Source organism: Acanthopleuribacter pedis (genome assembly GCF_017377855.1).
In the GTDB taxonomy this organism is placed as follows: Bacteria; Acidobacteriota; Holophagae; order Acanthopleuribacterales; family Acanthopleuribacteraceae; genus Acanthopleuribacter; species Acanthopleuribacter pedis.
Window position 1 is genome coordinate 115,837 of sequence record NZ_JAFREP010000001.1, and the last position, 24,665, is coordinate 140,501.

General features: G+C 56.5%; 15 protein-coding genes and 1 pseudogene. 10 read left to right on the forward strand and 6 right to left on the reverse strand.

Annotation, left to right across the window (positions count from 1 at the left end):
- Window positions 1-329: 329 nt before the first annotated feature.
- Together J3U88_RS35185 and grxD are read right to left on the reverse strand one after the other, a co-directional pair.
- A complete protein-coding gene (locus J3U88_RS35185) occupies window positions 330-698 on the reverse strand; it encodes a rhodanese-like domain-containing protein (RefSeq protein WP_423842026.1) in 369 nt (122 codons plus the stop codon).
- Window positions 696-998, reverse strand: a pseudogene (grxD, locus tag J3U88_RS35190) (Grx4 family monothiol glutaredoxin); the annotation flags it as partial. The gene J3U88_RS35185 and the pseudogene grxD, both read right to left, overlap by 3 nt.
- A 377-nt stretch (window positions 999-1,375) precedes the next feature.
- On the opposite strand from grxD, the gene J3U88_RS00405 reads away from it, so the two are divergent.
- From J3U88_RS00405 to J3U88_RS34895, 10 genes are all read left to right on the forward strand, one after another.
- Window positions 1,376-1,843, forward strand: a complete 468-nt coding sequence (locus J3U88_RS00405) for a YbaK/EbsC family protein (protein ID WP_207856135.1) — start codon at window positions 1,376-1,378, stop codon at window positions 1,841-1,843.
- A gap of 46 nt (window positions 1,844-1,889) precedes the next feature.
- Window positions 1,890-4,925 (forward strand): ligand-binding sensor domain-containing protein, encoded by a 3,036-nt coding sequence (locus tag J3U88_RS00410; protein ID WP_207856136.1) that lies wholly within the window; start codon window positions 1,890-1,892, stop codon window positions 4,923-4,925.
- Between the two features lie 235 nt (window positions 4,926-5,160).
- Window positions 5,161-5,910, forward strand: coding sequence for an MlaE family ABC transporter permease (locus tag J3U88_RS00415; RefSeq protein ID WP_207856137.1), 750 nt, complete (start codon window positions 5,161-5,163; stop codon window positions 5,908-5,910).
- Between the two features lie 10 nt (window positions 5,911-5,920).
- A complete protein-coding gene (locus J3U88_RS00420) occupies window positions 5,921-6,691 on the forward strand; it encodes an ABC transporter ATP-binding protein (RefSeq protein WP_207856138.1) in 771 nt (256 codons plus the stop codon).
- Window positions 6,688-7,797: an MlaD family protein gene (locus J3U88_RS00425; protein ID WP_207856139.1), complete on the forward strand. Its 1,110-nt coding sequence runs from the start codon at window positions 6,688-6,690 to the stop codon at window positions 7,795-7,797. Before J3U88_RS00420 ends, J3U88_RS00425 begins: the two co-directional genes overlap by 4 nt.
- Window positions 7,794-8,225, forward strand: a complete 432-nt coding sequence (locus J3U88_RS00430; RefSeq protein WP_207856140.1) for a hypothetical protein — start codon at window positions 7,794-7,796, stop codon at window positions 8,223-8,225. The genes J3U88_RS00425 and J3U88_RS00430 overlap by 4 nt, the downstream gene beginning before the upstream one ends.
- Before the next feature lie 223 nt (window positions 8,226-8,448).
- Entirely contained in the window at window positions 8,449-9,903 is a 1,455-nt protein-coding gene (gene gatB, locus J3U88_RS00435; protein WP_207856437.1) for an Asp-tRNA(Asn)/Glu-tRNA(Gln) amidotransferase subunit GatB, read from the forward strand.
- A gap of 271 nt (window positions 9,904-10,174) precedes the next feature.
- Window positions 10,175-13,492 (forward strand): serine/threonine protein kinase, encoded by a 3,318-nt coding sequence (locus J3U88_RS00440; protein WP_207856141.1) that lies wholly within the window; start codon window positions 10,175-10,177, stop codon window positions 13,490-13,492.
- Window positions 13,493-13,693: 201 nt separating this feature from the next.
- Window positions 13,694-16,576 carry a right-handed parallel beta-helix repeat-containing protein gene (locus tag J3U88_RS00445; RefSeq protein ID WP_207856142.1) on the forward strand — a complete coding sequence of 961 codons (2,883 nt, stop codon included), beginning with the start codon at window positions 13,694-13,696 and terminating at the stop codon, window positions 16,574-16,576.
- 88 nt (window positions 16,577-16,664) lie between these two features.
- A complete protein-coding gene (locus tag J3U88_RS34895; protein ID WP_207856143.1) occupies window positions 16,665-17,792 on the forward strand; it encodes a methyltransferase domain-containing protein in 1,128 nt (375 codons plus the stop codon).
- A gap of 289 nt (window positions 17,793-18,081) precedes the next feature.
- Here J3U88_RS34895 and J3U88_RS00455 read toward each other — a convergent pair whose 3' ends face one another.
- The 4 genes from J3U88_RS00455 to J3U88_RS00470 all read right to left on the reverse strand — a co-directional run bounded on the left by J3U88_RS00455 (window position 18,082) and on the right by J3U88_RS00470 (window position 24,048).
- Window positions 18,082-19,032, reverse strand: coding sequence for an RpnC/YadD family protein (locus J3U88_RS00455; RefSeq protein ID WP_207856144.1), 951 nt, complete (start codon window positions 19,030-19,032; stop codon window positions 18,082-18,084).
- A 290-nt stretch (window positions 19,033-19,322) separates the two neighbouring features.
- On the reverse strand, window positions 19,323-21,215 hold the full coding sequence (locus J3U88_RS00460) for an ABC transporter permease (RefSeq protein ID WP_207856145.1): 1,893 nt from the start codon (window positions 21,213-21,215) through the stop codon (window positions 19,323-19,325).
- Entirely contained in the window at window positions 21,215-23,101 is a 1,887-nt protein-coding gene (locus tag J3U88_RS00465; protein ID WP_207856146.1) for an ABC transporter permease, read from the reverse strand. The genes J3U88_RS00460 and J3U88_RS00465 overlap by 1 nt, the downstream gene beginning before the upstream one ends.
- Window positions 23,098-24,048: an ABC transporter ATP-binding protein gene (locus J3U88_RS00470; protein ID WP_207856147.1), complete on the reverse strand. Its 951-nt coding sequence runs from the start codon at window positions 24,046-24,048 to the stop codon at window positions 23,098-23,100. Before J3U88_RS00470 ends, J3U88_RS00465 begins: the two co-directional genes overlap by 4 nt.
- Window positions 24,049-24,665: the final 617 nt, after the last annotated feature.

The window sequence follows — 24,665 nt, forward strand, 5'->3', positions numbered from 1 at the left end:
TATCGAAACAACCCCACCCTAGACTTAAATTCCCGTTTTAAAAAATAAGTGAGGGTGGCGACGACCCTCGATAAGGCCGGTTATTCGAGGGACGAAGCCGTTTCTTACAGCTAAATGCAGTGTTGCGAAGCTGAAACAAAAAATCGCTCAAAAGGTCCTTGCCTCGGCTGAGACATGGTGAAACCGCCGTGCTCGACCGCTTTGTGGCCGACCGGTGCGCAAAAAACGTCATGGACATTTCGCTGGGTTCCGTTGCGATGCTGAAACCAAACAGAAACGGCACCCAGGCCGTAAGCCATGGGTGCCGTCATGAAACGATGGTGATGGGGTTAGTAGCGGGGGACGCTGCTGTCCACGGTTTCGGACCAGGCGTCGATACCGCCGTCCACATTAAATACTTGCTGGAACCCCTGGCCGGCGAAATACTCGCAAGCTTGGGATGAACGCCCGCCGAAGTGGCACATAAACACCATCGGGGTTTCCTTGTCCCAACTGTTGAGGATTTCTTGCGCCAGTTCTTGGTCGAGTAGGTCGAAGCCGTCGACCTTGGCGATGTCGCGTTCCTCGTGGGTGCGAACGTCCAGGAACCGGTAGCCCCCTTGGCCCATCAATCCCTGCGCTTCGGCCGGGGTAATGTTTTTGGGGCGGGCCGGCGGTTTGGGGGCGTTGATGGTTTTCTCAGGGAAGGCGCCTTGCAACCATTCGGTTAACTCGCCGGACTCCCAAGCCTCGCGCACGATGTCGCAACCACCGATGAACTCTTTGTTGATGTAAAGCTGGGGGATGGTCGGCCATTCGGAAAATTCTTTAATGCCCTGGCGAACTTCTGGATCTTCCAACACGTTGAAGTGGCCAAATTCAATATCGTACGCTTTCAGAATTTGAACCACCTGGTTTGAGAAACCGCATTGTGGGAAGGTTGGGTTCCCTTTCATGAACAAATAGACCGGTGCGCTGCCGACCAATTGCGAGATGTTTTCGCGAAGTGTTGCTTCCACCGAAGACCTCCGGGTAAAAGTGGCGACCCTCGTGTGGGACCGCTTCGTCAAGTCTGCCCAATATATCGCGAAACCCTGGAGGCGTCCACCGGGGCCGCCGCGTGACGGGATCCCCTTCGGCGGGGCTGATTGCCGGCTTTGGCCGTGGAAACCACACCGTTTTTCCATGCGTTTGTTGCTACGTCGCTTCGCCCGGCCTTTGCTAGAATCAAAACGGTTCCCGCCTTTGAATCCTTGCCTCGTTCGGGGCGCTCTGTTTCCACGACCGTTTTCCCGCTTCGGCGGGAATAGGTCCTGAGAATTTTGTTCATTTGGCGGCGCCGGCATGTGTGATCCGTCCTGTACCCAACCATTTCCCCCAATTAAAAGGATGAACGATGCAAGCTTCGGCTGAAAAAGTCCAATCCGCCCTGACCACCATGGGATTTTCCTGTGAGGTGCGCGAGTTACCGGGCAGCACCCGTACCGCGGCCGAGGCCGCCGAAACCATCGGTTGTCAGGTTGCGCAAATCGTTAAGTCCCTGATTTTTCAGGGAAAGGAAAGCGGTGATGCTTATTATGTCGCGGTGAGCGGCGAGAATCGGGTCCACGAAAAACGGCTGGGCCGTCTCATTGGTGAAAAGATCCGCAAGGCCGACGCCGACTTTACCCGTGAAGCGACCGGCTTCGCAATTGGCGGGATTCCACCGGTCGGGCATGCGCAAGAACTCAAGGCGTTTGTCGATGAAGATCTGTGGCAATACGACCTTTTATGGGCCGCGGCGGGGACGCCGTTTGCTGTTTTTTCGCTCACGGCCGATGAGTTGAAACAGATGTGTGCCGGTACGGTGGTGAAGGTGACCTAACGCCGCCGAATCCGGCAATCTTGGACCCGGCGCAAGGGGGCAAGCTTTGTTAAAGCGAATCTGCACGACCGATAAGGTTCTCGTCACCAAGGGTTTTGCCGCGGCCTGTTCCGATGTGTTGCGAGGATTGGCCCTGCTGGGTCTGGTTTTGTTGGGCGGGTCGGCGTCGCTTGTGGCGCAGCGGTTTAATTTCACCACCTACGGCACCAGCCAGGGGTTGCCGCAAAGCCAGGTGTACTGCATCCACCAGGATCGGGCCGGCTACCTATGGGTCGGTACGCTGAGTGGGTTAGCCCGCTTTAACGGCCGCGAGTGGCGGGTGTTTGACCAAAGCGATGGTTTGGTGCGCAACCATATCACCGCGATTGCCGAGGACGAACAAGGCGTGCTGTGGTTCGGCAGTTCCGGCGGCGGAGTGGTGCGTTTTGACGGCGCCGGTTTTTCCAGTTACGGTGACCATCCCGTGGTTGGGCAAGGCGTGATTACCGCGTTGCTGGCGCAAGGTTCCGGCCGTGTTTGGGTGGGTGGGCGTCAGGGGTTGGCGCTGATTTCAGGCGAAGAAGTTGTTTCCTTTGCCTCGGATAACCTTTTGCCTAGCCGGCATGTGACCGCGTTGTTTCCGGTGGGTGACGACCGGATTTTGGTGGCCACATCAGCGGGTACGGTTCTGGTTGATCGGCTTTCGCGAACGGGAAGTCCCTTCGCTTCCGACCTGGGCGAAGTGGCCCCGGTACGGGTGATTTTGGCCGATCCGGTCGATTCCGATACCTATTTTGTCGGCGGTGATCACGGTCTGATGGTGTACCGCCGTCATCCCGACAACCATTCGCTCACGCCGTTGCTGGAAGAGCCCGTCCCGATTACCCACGGCGCCGTGGATCAGCGCGGTACCTTGTGGTTTGCCACGCGGGGTCATGGGCTGTTGCAGCTTACCCGCACCGATTGGGGCAAAGGGCTTCCCGGCCGTTGGATTACCCGAGCCAACGGGCTTTCCCACGATGTGTTACACGCCTTGGGTGCCGACCGCGAGGGGAACTTGTGGATTGGGACCGATTTTGGGCTCAACAAACTGTCGCCGAGCCCTTTTCTGGTGTACCGCGAGCAACACGGTTTGCCCGATGACTTTGTGCGCGCCCTGTATGAGGATCGGGACGGGGTTGTTTGGGTCGGAACGCGCGACGGTGTGGCGGCTGTGAAACAGGGGCGCTTGACGCGACCGCTGCCCGAGGACAAGCTCCACGACCGCGCCGTCTACAGCATCGGCCAACAGAACGACGGCACCATGGTGTTGGGGACGCGCGGTTGGCTGGTGACCTTCGATGCGGCCTCTGGTCGTCTCAACCAGCAATCCGTTAGCGACAATCTGCAGGCCGTTCGCGCGATTCACCGCGATCCTGACGGCAGGCTTTGGTTGGGCGGTGACGGCATCGGTTTTCTAAAGGATGGGGTGCCCGAGGTTTGGACGCGATTCCCCGTTTTACAGGAAAGCCTTGTCATGGACATTGCGAGCGACGACCGGGGACGCCTGTGGATGGCGACCCGCAATCGAGGTCTATTCATCTATGACGCGCGGGCCGATCACCTGAAAAATCACGTGTCGCCCTTTACCACCGCCTTGTGGTCGCTCAGCCCGGACGAACGCGGCGGGATGTGGGTGGGGAGCAATGGGCAGGGCGCTTTTTACCACAACGGTACGGGCTTTAAGGCGTACGACCAGAGCAATGGCTTAAGCGACGCTTACGTGTGGTTTGTGTTTTCCGACGCGGCCGGCGCGGTTTGGTTCGGCCACAATCGCGGCGTGGATCGTCTCTACCGAGATACTTGGCGGCATTACACGACGGCCGACGGTTTGGCGGAAAACGAGATGTCGGTGAGCGCCGTACTGGAGGATCGCGACGGGAACCTATGGATGGGCTCGGGTTTGGGGCTGACCAGCTATCATCCGGGCCAAGAGCCTGCCCATTTGGCCGAGCCGCGTTTGCATTTAGAAGAGGTCGCGTACTTCCATGAGGGCGGCTGGTTTCCCTTGGCGGAGGGTGACCGGCCCGAGCCCGGCAACTCCCATTTACGCTTTCGATTTATCGGGATTTCGTTCCGAAATACCGGTTTGTTGCGCTACCGTTTTCGCCTTGTGGGTTTTGATGCCGATTGGACCCCGGAAACCCAAATCACCACCGCGCGTTACAGCGGGCTTCCGCCCGGGGATTATCAGTTCGAGGTTCAGGTTCGCCGCGGCGAGGGCGACTGGAGCGATTCGGCCGTATTCGGGCTTAGCATTCCGCCGTTTTTTTACCAGACCCTGTGGTTCAAAACGGGAACCGTGCTGCTGGCCCTGCTGTTGATGGGTTTCATCCACCGGGCGCGCATGGTTCGCGTCAAAAACCACAACAAGCTGTTGGAGGAAATTGTGGCCCAGCGCACCCGCGAGGTGGCCGCCAAAAACCAACAACTGCAACAACTGGCTTTGCTTGATCCCCTCACCAAGCTCCACAACCGCCGCTTTTTTGACGAGCTGATGCCGTTGGAGGAACAGAAGCTTCAGCGACAGGTGTTTGCCGACAAAAGTGGCGATTCCCTGCATCGGTTTGGCTTTATGTTGATCGATATCGATCACTTCTGCCGTTTTAACCAGTTGCACGGGCGTGACCTCGGCGACGAGGTGCTCAAACAATTCGCCGAGTTTTTGCATCAAATCGTGCGTTCCAGCGATGTGGTGGTGCGTTGGCAAAACGACGCCTTTTTCATTTTCTTTAAGGATCTGCACCAGGGTTTGTTGGCCAACCTGGCGGAGCGCTTGCTAGAAATGGTGCGTGAGCATCCGTTTACGGACCGCGGCGTTTCCTGCACGTGTTCAATTGGCTACAGCTATTACCCGGTTATGGCGGGTGAGGAATTGCTGGGCTGGCAGGAGATGGTCACCCTGACCGAACAGGCGTTGCGCATGGCAAAACAAGGGGGGCGCAATCGGGCGCAGGGGATCGGCTTGAATCCCGAGCTGCCGCCGGACCACATCCGACAATGGATCCGCGAGGATCTTCACACCGCGCTCGACGCCGGCGCGCTCACCTTATTGATGGAATGACGGGGAGGAAATGGGCGGATGACCGGCTCGCCCCGCGGGGCGTGTGGGAGGAAGGCCCCGTTACTCTGGATCGGGGGGCGGTTCACCATTCGCCCCGTATCACAAGCCTTGCCGGTTCGGGATATGCGCTTCGCACCTGATTTCGCTTGAGCCGTCGGGGTGATTGGTTATACTGAGCAGGATTCCGCTTCCCCGCCTATTCAACGCTTTCCTTCCAGATGCATTGGTTTCCTCTATGACACGTATTTTTGAAGTGATCGGCCAGCTCATTATCCTTTCCGGCGAAACCCTGTACTTTTTGCTGGCACGTAAACCCGAGTTCAAAGCTTGGGTGGTCCAGTTTTACAACCTCGGCGTGAAATCGCTCAGCATCACCAACATCACCATCCTGTTCACCGGCATGGTCTTGGCCCTGCAGGCCTCCTTTGCCTTGTCCAATTTCGGTGCCGAGTTGTACATCGGTGACCTGGTTTCGCTGAGCATTGTACGGGAACTGGGTCCCGTGTTGACCGCCCTTCTGGTCGGCGGCCGCGTTGGTGCCGGGATTACCGCGGAGCTGGGTTCCATGAAAATCACCCAGCAACTCGACGCCATGCGCGCCATGGCCACCAGTCCTATCTACAAATTGGTGGTGCCGCGGGTTGTGGCCTGCATCATTTGCTTGCCGATTCTCACCATTATTTCCAGCGCGCTTGGGATTCTCGGCGGCTTGCTTTTGTCGTCGATGGAGCTCAATATCGGTGGGTACTTTTACCTGGCCCGCGTGATGAATGCGCTGGATGTGGAGGATATCGCCGCCGGCTTGAGCAAAACCTTTTTCTTCGGTTACTTTATCGGCATTATCGCCTGCAACAACGGCATGCGTGTCGAAGGCGGCGCCGACGGGGTGGGTCACGCCACCACCGATACCGTGGTGAGCGCCTCGATTTTGGTGCTGATTAGCGACTTCTTCCTCACCAAAATTTTCCACCTCATTGCCGGTTAAGGACAGACCGATGGCCCAAGCTTCCACCCAACCCAGCGACGCATCCCACGTCTATTACCGCTTCGAAAACGTCAGCAAAAGTTTTGGCGACAAGCAGGTGCTGAAGGATATGAATCTCGAGGTACGCCGCGGTGAGAATCTGGTGATTCTCGGCGGTTCCGGCTCGGGTAAGTCGGTTACCCTCAAAATGATGATTGGGCTGTTTTGTCCCGGGGGCGGGCGCATTCAATTTGAAGGCCGCGATATCACCCACCTTAAAGAACACGAGTATTACCCCATTCGCAAACGCGTCAGTTACCTCTTCCAGGGTGGCGCCTTGTTCGATTCGATGAACGTTTTTCAGAACCTCGCCTACCCACTGATCGAACACCAAAAAATGAAACCGCGCGAGATTCTGCCTTTGGTGCGCGAGAGTTTGGCGATGGTGGAACTCGAAAAAATCGAGCACCTCTACCTGTCCGACCTGTCCGGGGGCATGATGAAACGGGTCGCGCTGGCCCGTGCCATCATCAACAAACCCGAAATCGTACTTTACGACGAGCCGACCACGGGTCTCGATCCACTTACTACCCGCGCCATCAACCGTTTAATTCGCAAGCTACAAAACGAATTGGCGATTACCTCGGTGGTTGTGACCCACGACATGTCCACTACCCGTCATGTTGCCGACCGCCTCTGTTTCCTTGACCGCGGCGAACTGGCGTTTACCGGGACCTTGGACCAAGCGCAAGATGCCGAGCACCCTACCTTGCGCGCCTACCTCGAAGGAGATAACTCATGAATCGCGAAGTTCGCGTCGGTCTGATGTTCACCCTGTCCGTGTTCATCCTCGGCACCGCGCTTTATTACGTGGGCAATTTTCAAGAAACGCTGGCGTACAACATTCAATTCGGCAAGGTGAACGGGTTGGCCGTCGACAGTCCCGTCCACTTCAACGGGGTTCCCATTGGTCGCGTTACCAAAATCACCCTCGACGTGCAGGAGCAGCCCGGCGGCGCCGTGCCGATTAACGTCGAAATTGCCGTGCACCGCAGCGCACGCGAACATATTCGTACCTCGACCGTGGCGGATATCAAGTCCGTGGGTGTCCTGGGGGACAAGTACATTCTCCTCCTTACCGACAACTACGACACCGAAATCCTGCCCGTCGACGGCCGCATTCGCACCTCGAGCAAGGGCATCGAACTGGAACGTTTGCTTGAACAAGGCACCGACTTTGTGACCGATGTGTCGCATATAACCAAGGACCTCAAATCCTTTTTGGCGCAGCTCAACAGCAAACAAGGACTGATTCAGCGCATGGTCGGCGATGAACAGTTCGCCAACGATTTGATCCTGCGCCTTGATAAAGCCGTCGGCCAGCTTGAGAATCGCGAGGGCCTGATCTCCATGTTGCTCACCGATCCCGAGTTCGCCACGCGGTTCCGCGGTGAATTCCAGGAAATTACCGGCGGCATGAACGCCCTGATTGCCAAATACGAAAAAGGCGAGGGATTGATCCCTACCCTGATGCAAGACGCCGAATACCGCGACGCTTTTAAAAGCAAAAGCACCGCCCTGCTCGACAACCTCGACGGTTATGTAACGCGGCTCAGTGAAAGCCGCGGCTTGCTCTACAAACTTACCGAGGACGAGGCATATGGCGAACGTGTCGCCGCCAACATTGAAAAAGCCACCCACCATTTGGCCTCCATTTTGGAGAAAATCGATCAAGGCGAAGGCAGTGCTTCCCTGATGATCAACGATCCCAGCCTTTACCAAGGCCTTTACCAAGTGGTATATGGATTAGAACATTCCGGCATTTCGAAATGGTATATTCAGCGCAAACGCAAACGCGGCGCCAAACTTATCGATAAAGCCCAGCCTGAAAAAGAGGATGCACCATGACCAATACCCACCGTTTTCTATCGTTGCTCGCCATTTTGGCGTTTTGTTTCGCCTGCCATGTCCCCAGTAAAGAGGATGAAATCCGTGCCGCCCGAGGTAAGTACAAGCTGGGCTTGGATTTTAGCGTCGGCAAAGAAGACGATACCGTGACCTTCGAGGTCGATGTTCAAAACCTCAGCGGCGGGACCACCCTGCAAGAACTGACCGTGGTTGCCAAGGCTTACAATGAGGCGGAAGAAGTTTTTTGGGAAAAACAAATGGAACTGGATGTGGCCGGTTTGGCCAACTACGGTACCAAGAAGCTCCAATTTAAAGAGACCATTCCCAATGCCAGCGCCGAATTAGCGGCCTTCAATGTCGGCCTCGCCCCTGATGATGCCGACAGCAAGTACAAGAGCTACAAAGAATTTATGCGCATTGCTAACTAAGAGAGACGCCGCACCCACCGTGCGGCGTTTTTTGAATCTTTGATGCGCTTTCGCCAAATGCGACCATTGGCCCTGGCGGGCCATTTCATTTAGTGCTAGTGTGTGCCGAACTTGGTGCCTTTGGTTTCCACCAAAGATTGCAACCCGGCGTCGTGCTTTCCCCCGGCTACGGCGACCACGCCACGCACACCGAATTTTTCCTCGTCCCCAGGAGGCAGCCTTGATCCTACACGGCTATGAACCGGTGATCGGCTTAGAAGTTCATGCCCAATTAACCACCCGCTCCAAACTGTTTTGCGGCTGCGCCACCACCTTCGGCGCCCGTGCCAACGACCAAACCTGCCCCGTGTGTTTGGGCATGCCGGGCGCTTTGCCCGTGCTCAATGCCGAGGCCGTGCAGTGCGCGATTAAGTTGGCCTTGGCCGTCGGGAACAATCCCGTCGGTCGTTCCGTTTTTGCCCGCAAGAATTACTTCTACCCCGACTTGCCCAAGGGCTACCAAATCTCGCAATTCGAGCAGCCTATTGTCGGGCCCGGCCGCATTTTGATCGAAACCGGGGACGGTACACCTAAAACCATTCGCCTCAACCGCGCCCATTTGGAGGAAGACGCCGGGCAATCCGTGCACGAGGGTTACCCACAGTCCACCAAAAAAAGTTATGTGAACCTCAATCGCGGCGGCATTCCGCTGCTGGAAATTGTGACCGAGCCGGATCTGGGCTCGCCCGATGAAGCTTACGCCTACCTCACCGAATTAAGAGCCATCCTCCAGTACCTGGGCATTTGCGACGGCAACATGGAAGAAGGCAGCCTGCGTTGTGACGCCAACGTGTCCGTTCGGCCCGTCGGCCAAAAAGAGCTCGGCACCCGCACCGAACTCAAAAACCTCAACTCTTTTAATAATGTAAAGCGCGCCATTCAGCACGAAATCGACCGTCAGGTGACCTTGTGTTCCCAAGGCGAAGCCGTGGAGCAATGCACCTTGCTGTGGGATGTGGACACGCAAACCACGCGGGTGATGCGTACCAAGGAAGACAGCCACGATTACCGCTACTTCCCGGACCCAGACTTGTTGCCGATTGACGTGAGCAGCGAGCAAGTGGACCTTGTCGCCGGCTGCATGCCCGAGCTGCCGCGCCAAAAATACGAGCGTTTTATCGAGACCTTTAAATTGAACCGGGAAGACGCCGCGCGTCTGACCGTTGACAAAGAATTGGCCGCTTATTACGAAAAAGTGGTGGGTGGTTGTAACGAGCCGAAACTGGCCGCCAACTGGATTTTGGCCGAATTGCTGCGCGACCTGAAGCAGGTTGAGGGCGGCTTGGCGGCCAATCCGATTCAGGCCGGCCAACTGGCAAGCTTGATTCAAATGATCGCCAAGGACGTGATCTCGGGTAAAATCGCCAAGGATGTGTTCGCGGAGATGTTCCGCGGCGGCGAAGATCCCGAATCCATCGTTGACCGTAAAGGTCTGAAGCAAATTACCGACACGAATGCCTTAGAGGCGGTCGTGAAACAAATCATTGAGAACAATCCCGGCCCCGTCAGTGAATACCGCAATGGTAAAACCAAAGTGTTTGGTTACTTTGTTGGCCAAGCCATGAAGGCAACCAAAGGTCAGGCGAACCCGGCCTTACTGAATCAACTGCTCAAGCAACATCTGGAAAACCAGGCCTAAACGAAACCTGGAGCATGGTAAAAACCGTCGCAAAGACGTCGGTCGCCGAAAAAAAGTAACGCGGGATCGGCCCAAAAGTCGGCCCCTTCGGCGTCGCCGGTGGTCTAAAACGATGCAACCATCCAGCCGAATACTCGTTCATTATTCAAGTTTCGGGTCTGGGGTGTTAAAATGCGTAGACTCGATTCGTGCCGTGCGAATGGGATCCAATAAAGTTTCCCTGGTATAGCAAATTAACTTACAGGACTGCCTGGCAGCGACGTGACCGACTATGAAACAACAAAAGATCGGTAGATACATCATCGAAGGGATCCAGGGCGAAGGTGCCATGGGTATGGTCTTCCGTGCCTTCGATCCCGTCATCCAGCGCACGGTTGCAATTAAGCGTGTGAGCTTTAAAGGGATCGAGAAAGACGAAGACCGCGAAACCTACAAGGAAAACTTTTTCCGTGAGGCGCGCATTGCGGGGAGTTTGCACCACCCCAACATCGTCACCATTCACGATATTGGTGAAGACGGTGGTTCGCCTTTTGTCGTCATGGAGTTTATTGACGGCCAGGTTTTGGCGGATCGGCTCGAAGCCGACGACCCGCTCACCTACGCTGCTTGTGCCACCATCATTGGCCAAATTTGTCACGCGATCAACGTGGCCCACGAGCGTCAAATCGTTCACAGCGACATCAAACCGCAAAACGTCATGCTGGATAAGGACCTTTCGGTTCGCATCCTCGATTTCGGGATTGCCAAGCTGGCCGACACCCACGGCGGCCAACCCGGCGAATTTCTAGGCACCCCGAAGTACGCCAGCCCCGAGCAGATTCGCAACCAGGCGCTCGACGCGCGCAGCGATATTTTTTCCGTCGGGGTCTTGGCCCACACCTTGTTAACCGGTGAAAGTCCCTTTCCCGGCACCTCGCTCGACAGCATTCTTTATAAAATTCTCAATTGCCCGCCGGACATTCAGAGTTTGCCGCCGTCGCTCGGTGTGAACGACAGCCGTTTCCGCGCCATTTTTGAGAAGGTGTTGTTCAAACATCCCGACCGGCGTTACCAAAGCGCGGTTCAGTTTGCCGATGATTTGGAAGACGTGCTCAAAGACGTTGACCTCTCCTCCACCGTGATTTCCGCCAAAATGAACCCGGAACGGGAGAAAGCGGTTCAAGAGTTGCGCGAACAACTCGAAGCCGCAATTAAAGGCGAGGATCTGGACAAGGCGACCGCGGCTGTTGAAGGCTTGCGTGCCGAGGAACAGGACGTTCACGAGGAAGAAAAAGAACTGGCTAAGTTGGCCTCGATGCTTGACTCCAAGCGTGAGGCGGCCCGTCAGCAACAAATAAAAGACTTTCGCAAGGCGTTCCGCGAGCACATCGCCGTGATGGAGTTGGAGAAGGCCGAGAACTGTATTGCCCGCCTCAAAGAATTGAGCGTCGCGGTTAAAAAAGAACAAACCCTGCTGGACCAAATTAAGGAACACCAGGCACAGGTTCTGCCCCATCGCGAGGCTTTCGAACGCGCGATGACCGAGCGCAACCCCGAAACCGCCTCGGCCGCTTTGGCCGAACTCAACGCCCTGGAAGCCGCCGACGAGCAAGATCAGGCCCGTTTGAACGAGTTGGAAGCCGCGCTTGCTGAAGAACATCGGCAACGGGAACACGCGATTACCGAACACCGGTCGCGTTTTAAAGAAGCGATTGCCAATCGCAATCCCGATCAGGCCGCCGCCGAATTGCAGGGGTTGACCCAGCTGCAGGCGTCCTCGGAAGACGAGCGCAAGGCCCTGGACGACCTCAACCGCATTATTGCCGAGGAAAGTAAAGCACGTGAGTCCCAAGCCGACATTTTGCGGGCCCTGTTTAGCGAGGAAGTAGCACGCAAGGACTTTTCCGCCGCGGAAAACACGCTAAAAGGCTTGGGTGATCTCGGTGAAGATATCAGCAACGAGGTTCGCCAACTGAACATGGCGCGTCGTGGCGCCGGCGGCAGCGAACTTGACGCTCAGGTGTTGCGGTTCCGCGAGGCCTGGGATGCCGCCGAAGCAACCAAAAATGTGGATGCCGGTAAAGCGGCGGTGGAACAGCTCCACTTGCTGGGTGAAGACGTCACCGCGATGAATGCCGCCCTTGCTGAATGGCAGAAACCGGCCGCGCCACCCAAATCGGCCGGCGGGGAAGCGAAAAAACCCTTTCCCATCGTCGCTGTTGGTGCCGTTGCCGCCGTTTTGGTCATCGTTATTTTGGCCGCCGTCCTGTTTTCCGGTGGTGAGGACACCACCGAAACCGCCCCGCCGACAACCCAACCCATTGCGAAGAACGACCCGCCGCCACCGCAAATTGATACGAGCCCCGCAACGTCCGACCCGGTAACCGAACCGGAGCAGGGAATCGTGGAGCCCGAGAGCTCGACGGAAAACGCCAACTTAACCGCGGACAGCAATGTCGCGCCGGATGCGGCTGAGCGCGAGGCCGTCGCGGAACCGGCTGTTGCCGAGGCGACGACCCCGTTGCCCGAGGAAACCAAGCCGGCGGAACAGGTTGCCGTCAACACGCCTGTTGTTGAACCCAAACAACCGCCCGCTCAGTCTTCCAACAACCCGGTTACCCAGCCAAAACCCAAGCCGAAACCCAAACCGCGTCGTCCTCCGGCGCGCACCCAACCGGCCGCCGTCGACGAACCGGTCAAACCCACCGACGATTTCAATATTCCCGATCCCATGTTCCGTGAATATTTGGTGTCTCAGTTTGACGCCGACGGGGACGGTTTTCTCAGCAGCAAAGAAGCGGCGCGTGTCCAACGCATCGATACCCCGGGCTCTACCTACAGCCGCGGCAATATTAACGACCTGACCGGGATTGAGCATTTTCCCAACTTGGTTCGCTTAACCGTGGCTTACGAAGATTTGAAAACCATTCCACCTCTACCCAAAGGTCTCGAGGTTTTGGTTCTCTCCCACAACCAGCTCACCAGCTTGCCCAGCCTGGCCGGTTCCAAGTTGCGTGATTTGGATATTAGCCACAATCGCCTTGATGCCTCGGACTGTAGTCAAATCGCCTCGGTTATCTGGAACAGTATTGACAGCCAAGGCAGCCTGATCGAATTCAATCCCCAAAGCAACTCGGTGAATCTACCCTGCATTGAAGTGGCATTGTCGACCATACCGCCGTTGACCGAACTGGTTCGCTTGCCTTCTGAGAAACTGTCCAACGGCAAACGCAAGTTCAGTCAGGTCGAAAGTGAGATCGACGGCAAGGATTTCGAGAAGGCCGGGAAGAGCTTGCGCAGATTGGCGCGCAACGACAGTAATACCTTCCGTTACGCCGAGGTTTTCGCTAAATTTCACTTTGAGTACGCGGAATATCTCAAGTCGGAGAACGGTTTGCGCGAGGATATTTTTGCTCAGTTCCAAGCCGTGATCGACGGTTTGGGCAATCGCGAGAAATTAACCACACCCGCCGCGGTTTATCTCGGTCGCGCCTACTTTGAACTAGGTGAGCGCAAGAAAGCTTTCCAAATGTGGCGCGATGTAGATCGCAAACAACATCCCGAATTAAATACCTACTACGAAAAAGCCGCGCGGAGTTTGCGTAACTAACGCGGGGAGCGACCTTGTCCTGATCGGCCCACCCATTGCTTCAAGGGTGGGTCTTGTTTTTTGTAGGGTGCTTTTTCCCCGGTATTGATGGAGTGTGTTTTGACACACGTTCCTCGATCCGAGCCGTGCCCCGGCTACCAACAGTCACTAAGATGACAGGTAAACCCTTCCATTCTGTTGACGCGACACCGGAGGTGCCTCGTGCGTTTTGTTCAGCGTGTGCCTTTCCCGATCTTACTGCGATCGATCCTGCTTTGGGCCCTTTGTTCACTCTGTTCCTTCGCGAGCGCCGCGACCTATTACGTTTCGAGTTCCGGCGGTAACGACAACAACGCCGGCACCAGCGCCAACGCGCCTTTTGCCTCCATCGACCGCGTCAACCAACTGGAATTGGCTCCGGGCGATCAGGTGCTTTTCCGCTGCGGCGATACCTTTCGCGGGCCGACCTTGGTCTTGACTGATTCAGGAACCGGTGCCAACCCGATTACCATCGGCAGTTATCCCGATGCCGCCTGTGCCGACCAGCCGATCTTGTCCGGCGCCCATCCCGTTTCCGGCTGGACCCAATTTTCGGGGAACATCTATGTCGCCGACCTGAACAGCGGCGCCAACAGCGGCTTGTTCCCCGATGGGTTGAACCAACTGTTTCAGGGTCAGGCACGTCTTCCCTTTGGTCGCTGGCCCAACATCGACGCGCCCGACGGCGGCTACAGCACCATCGACAGCGCCCCGTCCGCCACCCAGATTCGCGACAACGCCTTACCGACCAACGTTAATTGGACCGGTGCGGTCGCCCACATCAAGGCGATTCGTTGGTCGATCACCAACCGCGAGGTAACCAGTCATTCAGGAGCCGCGTTGAACCTGGGCGCCGCCACTGATTGCTGGGAAGGCTGCCAGGATTGGGGTTATTGGTTGAGTAACCACCTCGGAACCTTGGACAGTGACGGGGAATGGTACTACGAGGCCGCGAGTAACCGGGTCTACCTCTACAGCACTGGCGGCACACCGCAAGGCATCGAAGGTTCGGCCGTGGTGGATACCCAAGACGGGTTAAACGCCTGGGGCGGCATTGTGCTCGGTACCCACCTTTTCGAAACCTTGCGTCATGTGGTTATCGACAATCTGCATGTCACCCGCTGGTACCTGCACGGCATTACCACGCCGACCAACTACGAAAACCAGGAACCCGAGGGGTTGATTCTTCGCAACAACACCATCAGCGATTGCGACGGGATCGGTATCAACCTCGAAGCATGGCTATGGAATCTGGGCGGCAATTCCGGTTGGCGTGGCGGTTTTAACCTGAGCGTGCTGAACAATACCATTACCCGCACCAACCATATGGGCATCAACCTTTATTCGCGGGATTCCCTGTTCAGCGGGAACCAGGTATCCGACATTGCTTTGATCGCAAACCTCGGCGCCTCGGGCATGGGCTGTGGCTTGAGCCAAGGCCAGGGTTTCTGTACCGAGTTTGGTGACGGTATTCGCATCAAGGGTGGAAACGAGCAATTTACCGCCTTTGGCAATGCCATCGAGCATAACCGCATCGAACGCACCGGCTATTGCGGGATCGACGTGTTTGGCGGCCGGAACATCATTCGTGAGAACCTGTTCGTGGAGACCTGTTATTCCAAAGGCGATTGCGGGGCGGTGCGTACCTTTGGGGTTTGGCCGATTGAGACCTCGCCCGTCTTTGATGTTGAGATTCGCAACAACGTTATTCTCGATACCGTCGGCAACACTGACGGCTGCCGTGATTTCTTCGATCCGCCTTTTGGGATCGGCTTGTATATCGATTTTTACTCGCGGAACATCACGGTGGACGGCAACACCGTGGCCGGCTCCACCATTGACGGGGTTTTGTACCAAAACTCTACCGGGCAGGTTACCAACAATACCCTGTTCAACAACAACACCGGCACGATGGAACGCGGCCAGTTGTACTTGGAACACGGACCAACCGCGTTATCCAGCTTGACCGACAACATTTTCTACGGCCAAAACAGCCGCGCGCGTACCATTTCAACCGACAGCGTGGGGCGCATCAGCAATTCAGACCGCAACTTCTTCTTTAATCCCTTCACCGACACCCACATCCTGGCCGAGTTTGCTTTTCGCACCTTTTCGGAGTGGCGCGCCCTCTCCGGGCAAGACGGCAATTCCATCACCAACGACTTCAGCCTGAATCCGGGAGATGAACCGCTTGGGACCCTGTTCGCCAACGGTGCGGATCAGAGCCAAACCGTTGACCTTGGCGGGGTGATTTATCGCGATTTGGCAGGGAATCCCGTGACCGGCAGCATTCAGTTGGGGCCTTATAGCTCGCGGGTTCTGATCGACACCGGCGAAAGCACCGCGTCGGCGAGCGTGTCCGGCGACGCCACCGTTTGCGTCGGCGGCTCAGCCTCGCTGACCGTGGTACTGGAAGGCGCCGGTCCGTGGCGGCTTGTCTGGAGCGACGGCATCACTGAAAACAACATCAGCAGCTCCCCCCATTCGCGCGTGGTGAACCCAACCCAGACCACCACCTACAGCCTGACCTCGGTTTCGGATTCACGCGGGCCCGGTGGCGTTTCGGGTTCGGCCACGGTTACCATCGGTACGGGCGATCCCCTGTCGGTTCAGCCGCGCTGGGCCGCGGTCGGCGTGATGCCTCCGCGTTTCACCGCGGCCATTCCCTGTAACGCGGTTGTGACCTCCTTGCAATGGCGCTACGGTGGGCAAACGCTGGGCACCGGAAACAACCCCTTCACCCTTGCCGAAAACCAATACAACGGCAATGGTTCCGTCGCGGTGGAGGTCGCCACAAGCAACCTCGGCAACCTCGGTGTCGAGGCCTATCTTTTGGTAGCGCCCACGGCGTGGCGTGACCGCAATAGCGACGGCTGCAACTCGATAGCTGATCTCCGCTTGGCCGCGAGCCAGTGGGCAACCGAGCAAAGCGGCGACCCCGACGGCAATGGCCGGATCAACGTCCTTGACCTGCTCTACATCAATACCTCGGGCGATTGTCTGCCCGCGCGCAAAGCCGATACGCTCTTCATCCGCACCGCGAGCACCGACCCCGCCGGATATTAGCGTTCACCGCTTGATCGCGATTGGAAACCCTGCTAGCCTGTTTTGAATAAATTGATAATACAATTTCATATGGCGCAAGGAGGTCTGGGTGAAACTCGATCAATTTCTTGCCTTACTTCGGTGTCCGAAGACAGGTAAAAACCTTGAACTCGTAGACTTATCGCAAGCCAGGGCGGATGGGAACACCTCGCCCGAACTGACGACCGTTCCCCGCCAAGGTGGCAATGCGACCCCGGTAGGCGTGACTGATCGGATTTTACGGGTTGTCGGCGAGGATCATGCTTATCCGGTGGTGGGTGATTTCCCCGTGCTGATCCTTCCCGAGATGCTGGTGCCAGCCGATAAGGTTGCCGACTACGGGAGCTATGATCTTCATGATCCGAAGTACGAAGAAGCCTACGAAGAGATGGACCATTACAACAATAAGTGCGAAAACATGCTTAAAACCATGGGTAAAGAGGATGTTTTCGCCATGGGTGCGTTGACACCGAAAACCGATATCGCCCCCATCGCCGCGAGCTTCCCTGAGCCGCGCGACTTTTGGATTGACGCCAAACACGACTCTTTAAGCCAGCTTGAGGCCTACCAATACCTCACCCCGGTTCAGGACAAGGTGTTTCTTCAGATGGGTGGGTCCGGTTCCCATGTGGTTAAGTTTTTGCTCGCGGGTGCGGCGCGCGCCATTCACCTGACCCCCATGGTCGGCGAAGCCAAAATGGCGATGCACTTGGCCGCCGCTTTTGGCGTGGCCGACCGCATGATCTGTGTGATTGGGGTTGGCGAGGAATTGCCGTTTGCGGACAGCTCACTCGACGGCATTTACGCCGGCGGTTGCTTCCACCACATGCAACTCGCGAATACCAGCCTTGAGCTTTACCGGGTCTTGAAAGCCGGTGGGAAATTCTCAGGCGTTGATCCTTGGAAAACGCCGCTCCATACCATCGGCACGCGGGTGATTGGCAAAAGGGAGCCCAATGTTCATTGTCGCCCGATCAATCCCGAACGCATCGCGCCCATGCAGCAACAGTTTAAAGATATGACCGTGAGTCGCCACGGCCCGCTTTTGCGCTACGCCTTTTTGGCCCTTGCCAAGCTGCGCATCAACATGCCGATTTCGGTGATGATGAAGGTCATGCAAGTCGACAACTATTTGGGCAAACCCTTTGGGCTCGGCGCCAAGTACGGCGGCAGTTTGGTGATGGCGGGTACCAAGTAACCGCTCCCTCGGAGCGTGTTTCTCGCGGTGCGTCCTTCCATGGAGCTAGTGGGCGAGGATAAAAGGGGCAGGGCGGACCTCCCGGGCTTCCTCATCACGATGAAGACGGCGCGACCTAGCTTTGTCGAAGATCTTCCCGTGTAATCAAAAGGCTTCCGAAATGGGTGCAGATCCCTTTTTAGGAAATAGGGATTCGGAACTTAAAAAGCGACAGGGCCCAAACCCCAATCCAAGCCCGAAAGCCAAGGCTTGGAAGGGTGTGGATTTACAAAGGTGCCGGAAAAGAGGGTTAGGTTGGGGTTGAGAAAGCCGTTGGAACCTCGCCGTTTATCACAGTTCTCAGCCAAGTACGAACTTGGGTCACATCAGCGGCCTCGATCACGCTCAGGACCTGTTCGGAGAGCACCACATTTTGTTGCTTGAGCAGCGTCAGCAACGCTTCGACCATGTCGGGTTTCATCTCTTCTCGGCCCTCTTCTCGGCCTTCTTTCCAACCACGCTCATGACCCAGTCGCTCAATACTTGTGATGTAAGGCATTTGCTTTTCTCCTTCGAACGCCGCTAAGGCTTGATGAAACTGTTGCGTTAAGGCCGGCGGGAGTTGCATCACCCAATCAATGAACCGGAAGATGGTCAGGACCTCGTCTTTGGAAAACCCTTTTTGATACAGCAGTTTCGTAAGTGTGAGCTTTTGTCCCAGCCGATCAAATGGCTTTTTTCGGGTTTGTTGGGCGAGGAGATGGGCCGCGGTGACCAATGCGAACGCTTCGCGTGATTGGAGCAATTCGTCCAGGTCGGGCTCATAATCCGTCAATTTAATGATCGGGTAACGAAGTGACAAGCACAAATCCCAAAGTTCCGATTCATAACAGTCGGGTCGCCAACCCCGCACCGAATCGCCCAGCAAAACCAGGGTCCATATCGGCTTACGGTATTTGTCGAACAATCGGTAGTAATAGGTGAAGATCCGCTCGGGCAAATCGGGATCTTGTTGGTTTTGAAACTCAATGTGTATGTAAACGAGCCGCCTCGATCCCTCTTTGCGATGGACCTCAAACAATTTGTCGACCTCTCGTCGTCCGGTTTGCCCTTCCGAGAACAGTTTGGGCAATTCTTTGTCCAAACACCGAACCGGCCGAGACCAATCAACGGCTTCATAAACTTTGCCGCGATAAAAGGCCAACATTTCGGCGAATAGGGTTTCGCTGATCTGCTTCCAAGGACTGTCGAATTCCTGCATGATGCCTCCTTGCAGCCTAACCCGAGACATCCTCAATACCAAGCAAACAAGGGCTTTTGCGCGACGGAGTCTCTCTTTTATTAGACTGGTTGCGCCTACCCTAAACCGGCTTGAAAAAACCCCAACATCAAATTTGAAGATACTTTTCTGTCGCAAGTTACAAGGAGGCTGAACTGCCGAAGGAGTAGAAAAGCATTAGAAGGGAGTTGGTTTTTCTTGGTGGTTGAATTTCCGTAGATGTGAGAAGTTTTTCTTGCCGGGCTGGGCACCAACATGCCGATTTCGGCGGCTTAGCGACCGATTTGGATTTGTACCCACTTCTCCCAAATCGAAAAGGTTTCGTTGCCGATTTGCAGTCCGACCTGGAGTTCTAGGTTGGGAAAATCGCGTGCGAGTAAGGGAAAGCGACCGTCGCCCATGGCGTCGGGGTACTGATAAAGTTCTTGTTCGGTGTCGGCCGACTGGCGCGCGCGCACCACGATTTGGTGATCATGGGCCGTGCTGCTTTCGACCGTAACCCATAAAATACCGTTTTCTTCCGTGACTGAGCCGTAGAGCCGCGGCAAAGCGTCTACAAATTCAGCGTGTTGCGCACCCAGGACTTTTACGCGTTCGTAATAGTTGTTGACCTCGGCGTCGAAGTTCATGCCCGCTTGTTGGAAGGCGTCGCGCCACAGCGTTAAGCCCGCCAAGTCGCGTGGGCGGTCGTCGCGCCCGAGGGCGGTCAGGATGCGGTTGGCCGCGTCGTCACCGTGGCGGTCGATCACTTGTTTCACGAAGGTCATTCCAAAGGGATAGACCAGATGGGCGTCGTATTCTTTGACCAGTGCGCTGTTGCTCATGAAGGTGTCGAACTCGAAGCGGTGGAATCGGTCAAAGGCCGCCACCACCCGTTCGTAATGGGTTTGATCGACAAAAGCCGGATCGCGAAAGTACCGCTGCTCCAGGTATTCGGCCAAACCCTCGTTAAAGAACCGGGTCGTTTCGTGTTGGTCGTTGAGGGTGCCGTTGCTGAGTTGGTCGGCGTAAACATGCACCGTCTCGTGACCGAGTGTGGCGGTTAACTGGTTGGGATCCAAAAGCATGCTGCTGCTCAGACGAATGGATTGCCAGAACGCCAAACCCGCCACGTGGCGACCCGCCGGCTGCATCGCGTTCACCGAAATAGGGTCGCCCGCTTCCATTTGCAGGAAGTCCGTTACTTGGTCGTGAATGTGGTCAGCCTGCTCGAGTCCGGGTTTGGCCGCATCCAGCAAATTGGAAGGCAGTTTGAAGCGGTAGCGTTCCGTGGCATAATCGGCCGCTTCCCACCCGATAAACACCGCGTCACCATTTGAGACACCCTCGCCACCACCGCCGCGACCGGCAACCAGAAAAATGAGGATCGCCAGCCAAGCAACCACCGTGGCCGTGCCCGCGCAGCCGAGGACGACGCGGCCCACCATCGACTGGCGCACCTTTTCGAGGTAGGCCGCGACCGCCATGCCTTTGCCCAGAAACAACCACCAGGACGTCAGCAGGGCCGTCAGGCCCAGCGGCAGTTGTACCGCCAACATCCGCCAGGGAATCGGCCAGTGATGGCCTTCCAGCAGGGGTTGGGTGAGCAGGCAGGGATTGAGCACCACCACCGCCGGAAAAAATCGCAGGGTCAGGGCGTAGGTTGCGAAAAGGACCGCCGCCACCGCCCAACCGAGCCGTCGTAAAAAGGAGAACAGCATGCCCGCGGTGAGGAACACGAAGATCAGGCAACCCTGTAGAAACAGGCCGGTGAAAACGAGGTTCCAGTGGAAGCCCGTGTCAATACTGGTCCTGGCGAAGATTTGTTGCCACACGCTGTGTCCGGCTTCCAGCAAGGGACCAGAGTAAAGCACACAGAAGGCGGCGGCGACTTTGCTCCAGAAGATGCGGTGCCGGTTGGTGGGCAGGCCTTCCAGAAAATGAATCGTGCGTTGGTCGATTTCGCGGATGAAGAGTCCGCTTGCGAGCGCGAAACTAAGAAAAAACGCGGTGAGGCAGCCGGTCCACCAACTGTCTTCCAAAATAAAAGAGAAATGGTTGAGTAGGGGGGATTGGTCGGGGTAGTCGGTGACCAGGTCGAAAAACACCTCGGTCCCGTACACCAATTGAACCAGCAGCAAAAACGGCAGGAGATCCTTGATTTCTTTGCGAAACACGGCGGTCATTAGGGCACCTCCGTGCGGTGCCAACCGCTCAAGAGCTCACACTGGAGCTCTTCACTGTAGAAGGCGGCGGTCCAGGCGAAACGGGTGTGTTTGCTAAAGGTTCCGCCGATATCAACACCTGTTAAAGCTTGGGATGTCGGGACTTCGATCACCTGGCGTTCGTTGGGATCGATCAGCCATTCGTAGCGGGGCAAGCGCAGGTAATAAAAGCGTAGACGCCCTTCCAGGGTTTGGGGTTGCTGCAGCATGAACCGCAGCCGCCGTGTTTTTTCGGACAAGGTGACCACCTCCATTTCGGCCTCGAGGCGTGGAATGGCGGCGATGCTTTCTAACCGGCGCGCGTGCGTTTCCTGCAACCGTTGGAACCACAAGGTGCGAAAGGCGGCATAGTCCACCTCGGTGTGGTCTTGAAAGACGCTGGGGAAAGGGTGAGCCTGTTCGCGGATGAAGGCGCGCACGTCTCGTTCGGGATACAAGCCCAGTCGTTTTTGGAACAAGGCTTCCACCTGTTGGGTGGAACTGCGTTGGACCAAGGCCTGAACGCCCTGGTAGGCAATGGCTTGTGCCAAATCCACACCCAGTCTTTCGCGAAAGTGGATCCAGCCGTCGACGTCGGCTTGGGTGACACCCAACGCGTAGGCGTACGCCGCGCGTTTTTCGAACAAGGTCTCCCAATCGCCTTCAAGCCGGTGTTGGACCCACCAAGGTGCGAACCCGTCCAGCAGCCAAAAACTCGGCTCGCGGTAAACGCGGTAGTTGGAGTAGTCCTCCAGGATTTCGGGAACCAGCCATTGCAGAAAACGCTCCGGCCGCCAGGTGTCGGGTTGGTATGCGAGCTTGACCAGCAGTCCTTCGCTACCGACCAGGTAGGCTTTTTCGAATTTGTCAGGGTCGAGATCCTGGCGAATGGTGATGTTGATGCGCGGGACAAAGGGCATGCCCAAAAAGCTTTGCAAGGCGCTGATTTCGGTGTGAAGCCAATCGGCAAGCTGCTCTAAATCACCTGGTGCAACCGAGGTGGTACGGCCGATATGAATGGAAAGTCCCGCGCTTTCTCGGACAATCGCATCCTCGATTTGGTAGGGCGGGCGCGTGCGCTTTTCCTCGAACAACATGATGGAGAGCACGGTGGAAATAAAGATGGCGGTGAAAAACACCTTCTCGCGGTGGGTCATCTTGATCGCGACCATGCTCGCCACCGAACCTTCGCGGGTCAGCGCCATGCCCAGCGAAATTAGGTTAAATACGAGGGCGCCCGCGAGCGTGGCCAGTGCATCTTGCCAAGGGAATTCGGCGAAATCAAAGGCGAAACGCGGGTGGAACAACAGGGAGAAGGGACCGTTTTGGTTGTGGTCCAGGTCCCAGTGGTTGCTGACCAGCAGCATCGCCAGCGCGGTGAACCCGTAGGCGGCGAGACGGTAGCGGCCTAGGAACGCGAAGGCGAAGTTCAACGCGTGGAAACCAATCACAAACACCGCGCAGCGACCGCCGACAAACAGCAGTTGGCGCCAGGTGACATCCATGCGATCAATCCAGGCCACCCCCCAGGCAAAGAGCAGGAAGGAGGGCAGGAAACAGCCGAAGAGAAAAGCCAAGCTGAGAAACCACTTGGTGGCGAAGATGGTGGCGGGACGCAGGGGTAACGAGTAGAGGAAGAGTTGGGTTTTGGTGGCGTATTCCAGGCTGACCAGGCGGTGGCAGAGGTAGGGCGTGGCGACCAGGGAGCCGAGCATGATGAACATTGGGTAACGTTCCCAAAAATTGCCGCGGTTGGCGCCGGCGTAGGTGATGTAAAAAAACAACAGGGCCAACAGGGACATTCCGGTGACCATCAGGGCCAAGGGTAAGGCGTGATGGCGTAGCTCTTTTCGAGCGAGGCCGATCATAAACGCAAACCTCGATCCACCGTTAAGGCGAGAAAGATATCTTCCAAACTGAGTTTGACTTGGGTTTCGGAACGACCCTGCAACCACTGTTGCCATTGGTCGGGTTGGGCGCGCATCACCAAGGAACCGTTGCGCGCATTTTCGTGGAGCACGTGGAAGCCGGCGTGGCCCGCGTCGCGTCGCAGCGCCTTGAGTCGTTGCGCGGCATCCGGGCGCAGTGGGTCGGGCAACACAATTTGGCGCACTTCCAAGGCCAACTGTTCCGGTGAGCCTTGGAAACACAAACTGCCTTCGCGCAAAATACCGACGCGGTCGGCGATGCGTTCGACTTCTTCGACGATATGGGAGGAAAACAAGGTGGTGCGGTGGTCGCGTTCGGCCTGATCGTTGACGATGTCTAAAAATTCACGGCGCGCGGCGGGGTCGAGACCGGCGGTCGGCTCGTCCAAAATCAGGATCTTGGGTCGGTGGGCGAGGGCCAGGGCGAGGGCAAGCTTGACCCGCATGCCTTGTGAGAGATTCACCACTTTGCGCTTTGAGGGAAGCGAAAACAGATCGAGCAAACGCGCAAAGTAGGCCATGTCCCAGTTGGGATAAAAACGGCTCACAAATTGGCCCAGGTTACGGCAACTCATCCAGGGATAAAAAAATTGTTCTTGCGAGACGTACCCAATGTGTTGCTTGTCGGAAACGCGCGGGGCCCGGCGCTGTTCGCCGAAGTAGGCGATGCTGCCGTGATCCGGGCGCTGAATGCCCATTAAAATTTGGATGGTGGTGGTTTTTCCCGCGCCATTTCGGCCTAGGAAGCCGTAAACCTGACCCTCGCGAACGCTAAGATCCAGTTTTCGAAGGACTTGGAAGTTGCCAAAAGATTTCACCAGCCCCTTGGTCGCCAGCAGGGTTCGTCTCGGTTTAGGGGGCGTTTGGGGGCGCGTTTCAGATGTCAAAAAAGGATCTCCTCGGTGGGGGCGGAACGGGTGGGCGATCATGGCCGCCACATGCTGCAAACACGAGGGACCCGACGATGCTTCCCATAAGGCGCATTGGGACTAACTGGTTTCTACGTGATTGGCATGTTTTTCGTTTGCTTGATCACGCGGATGACTGCTCAGGAGAGCCGTTGGATGACTGCTCAGGAGAGCAGTTGGGGGGAGGGTGGATTTAGGGGGAGAAGGGGCGGCCATATTTTCTCACGAAAAATCGGCCCCGATTTGTTTTGAATCGCGCCGGACGGTCCACGGGCCGATCCTTCTGGGTTTCGTTCCTTGGCGTCGAACGGATGAGCGTTCCATGAAAATTTGGTTGGCATCCAACCGAGTTCGTGGTGATTTGGTGAAAACCTTGTTTCGTGTCTGACGATAACCTATTTTAAACAAAGGGGTGAAGGGTTTCTATCGCCCATTGAGGAAATGCCCGTCAGCCCGGCGTTCAGGGGCCTTGGTAAAGGCAACGCCTGTCGCGACCGATAGAAGAGTCAACAGCAAGGAGGCCGTGAAAACTGTTCTGATACCCAAATCCTATGTCCTCGGATTGTCGCCCACCCGCGATACCGTTAAGCTTCTTC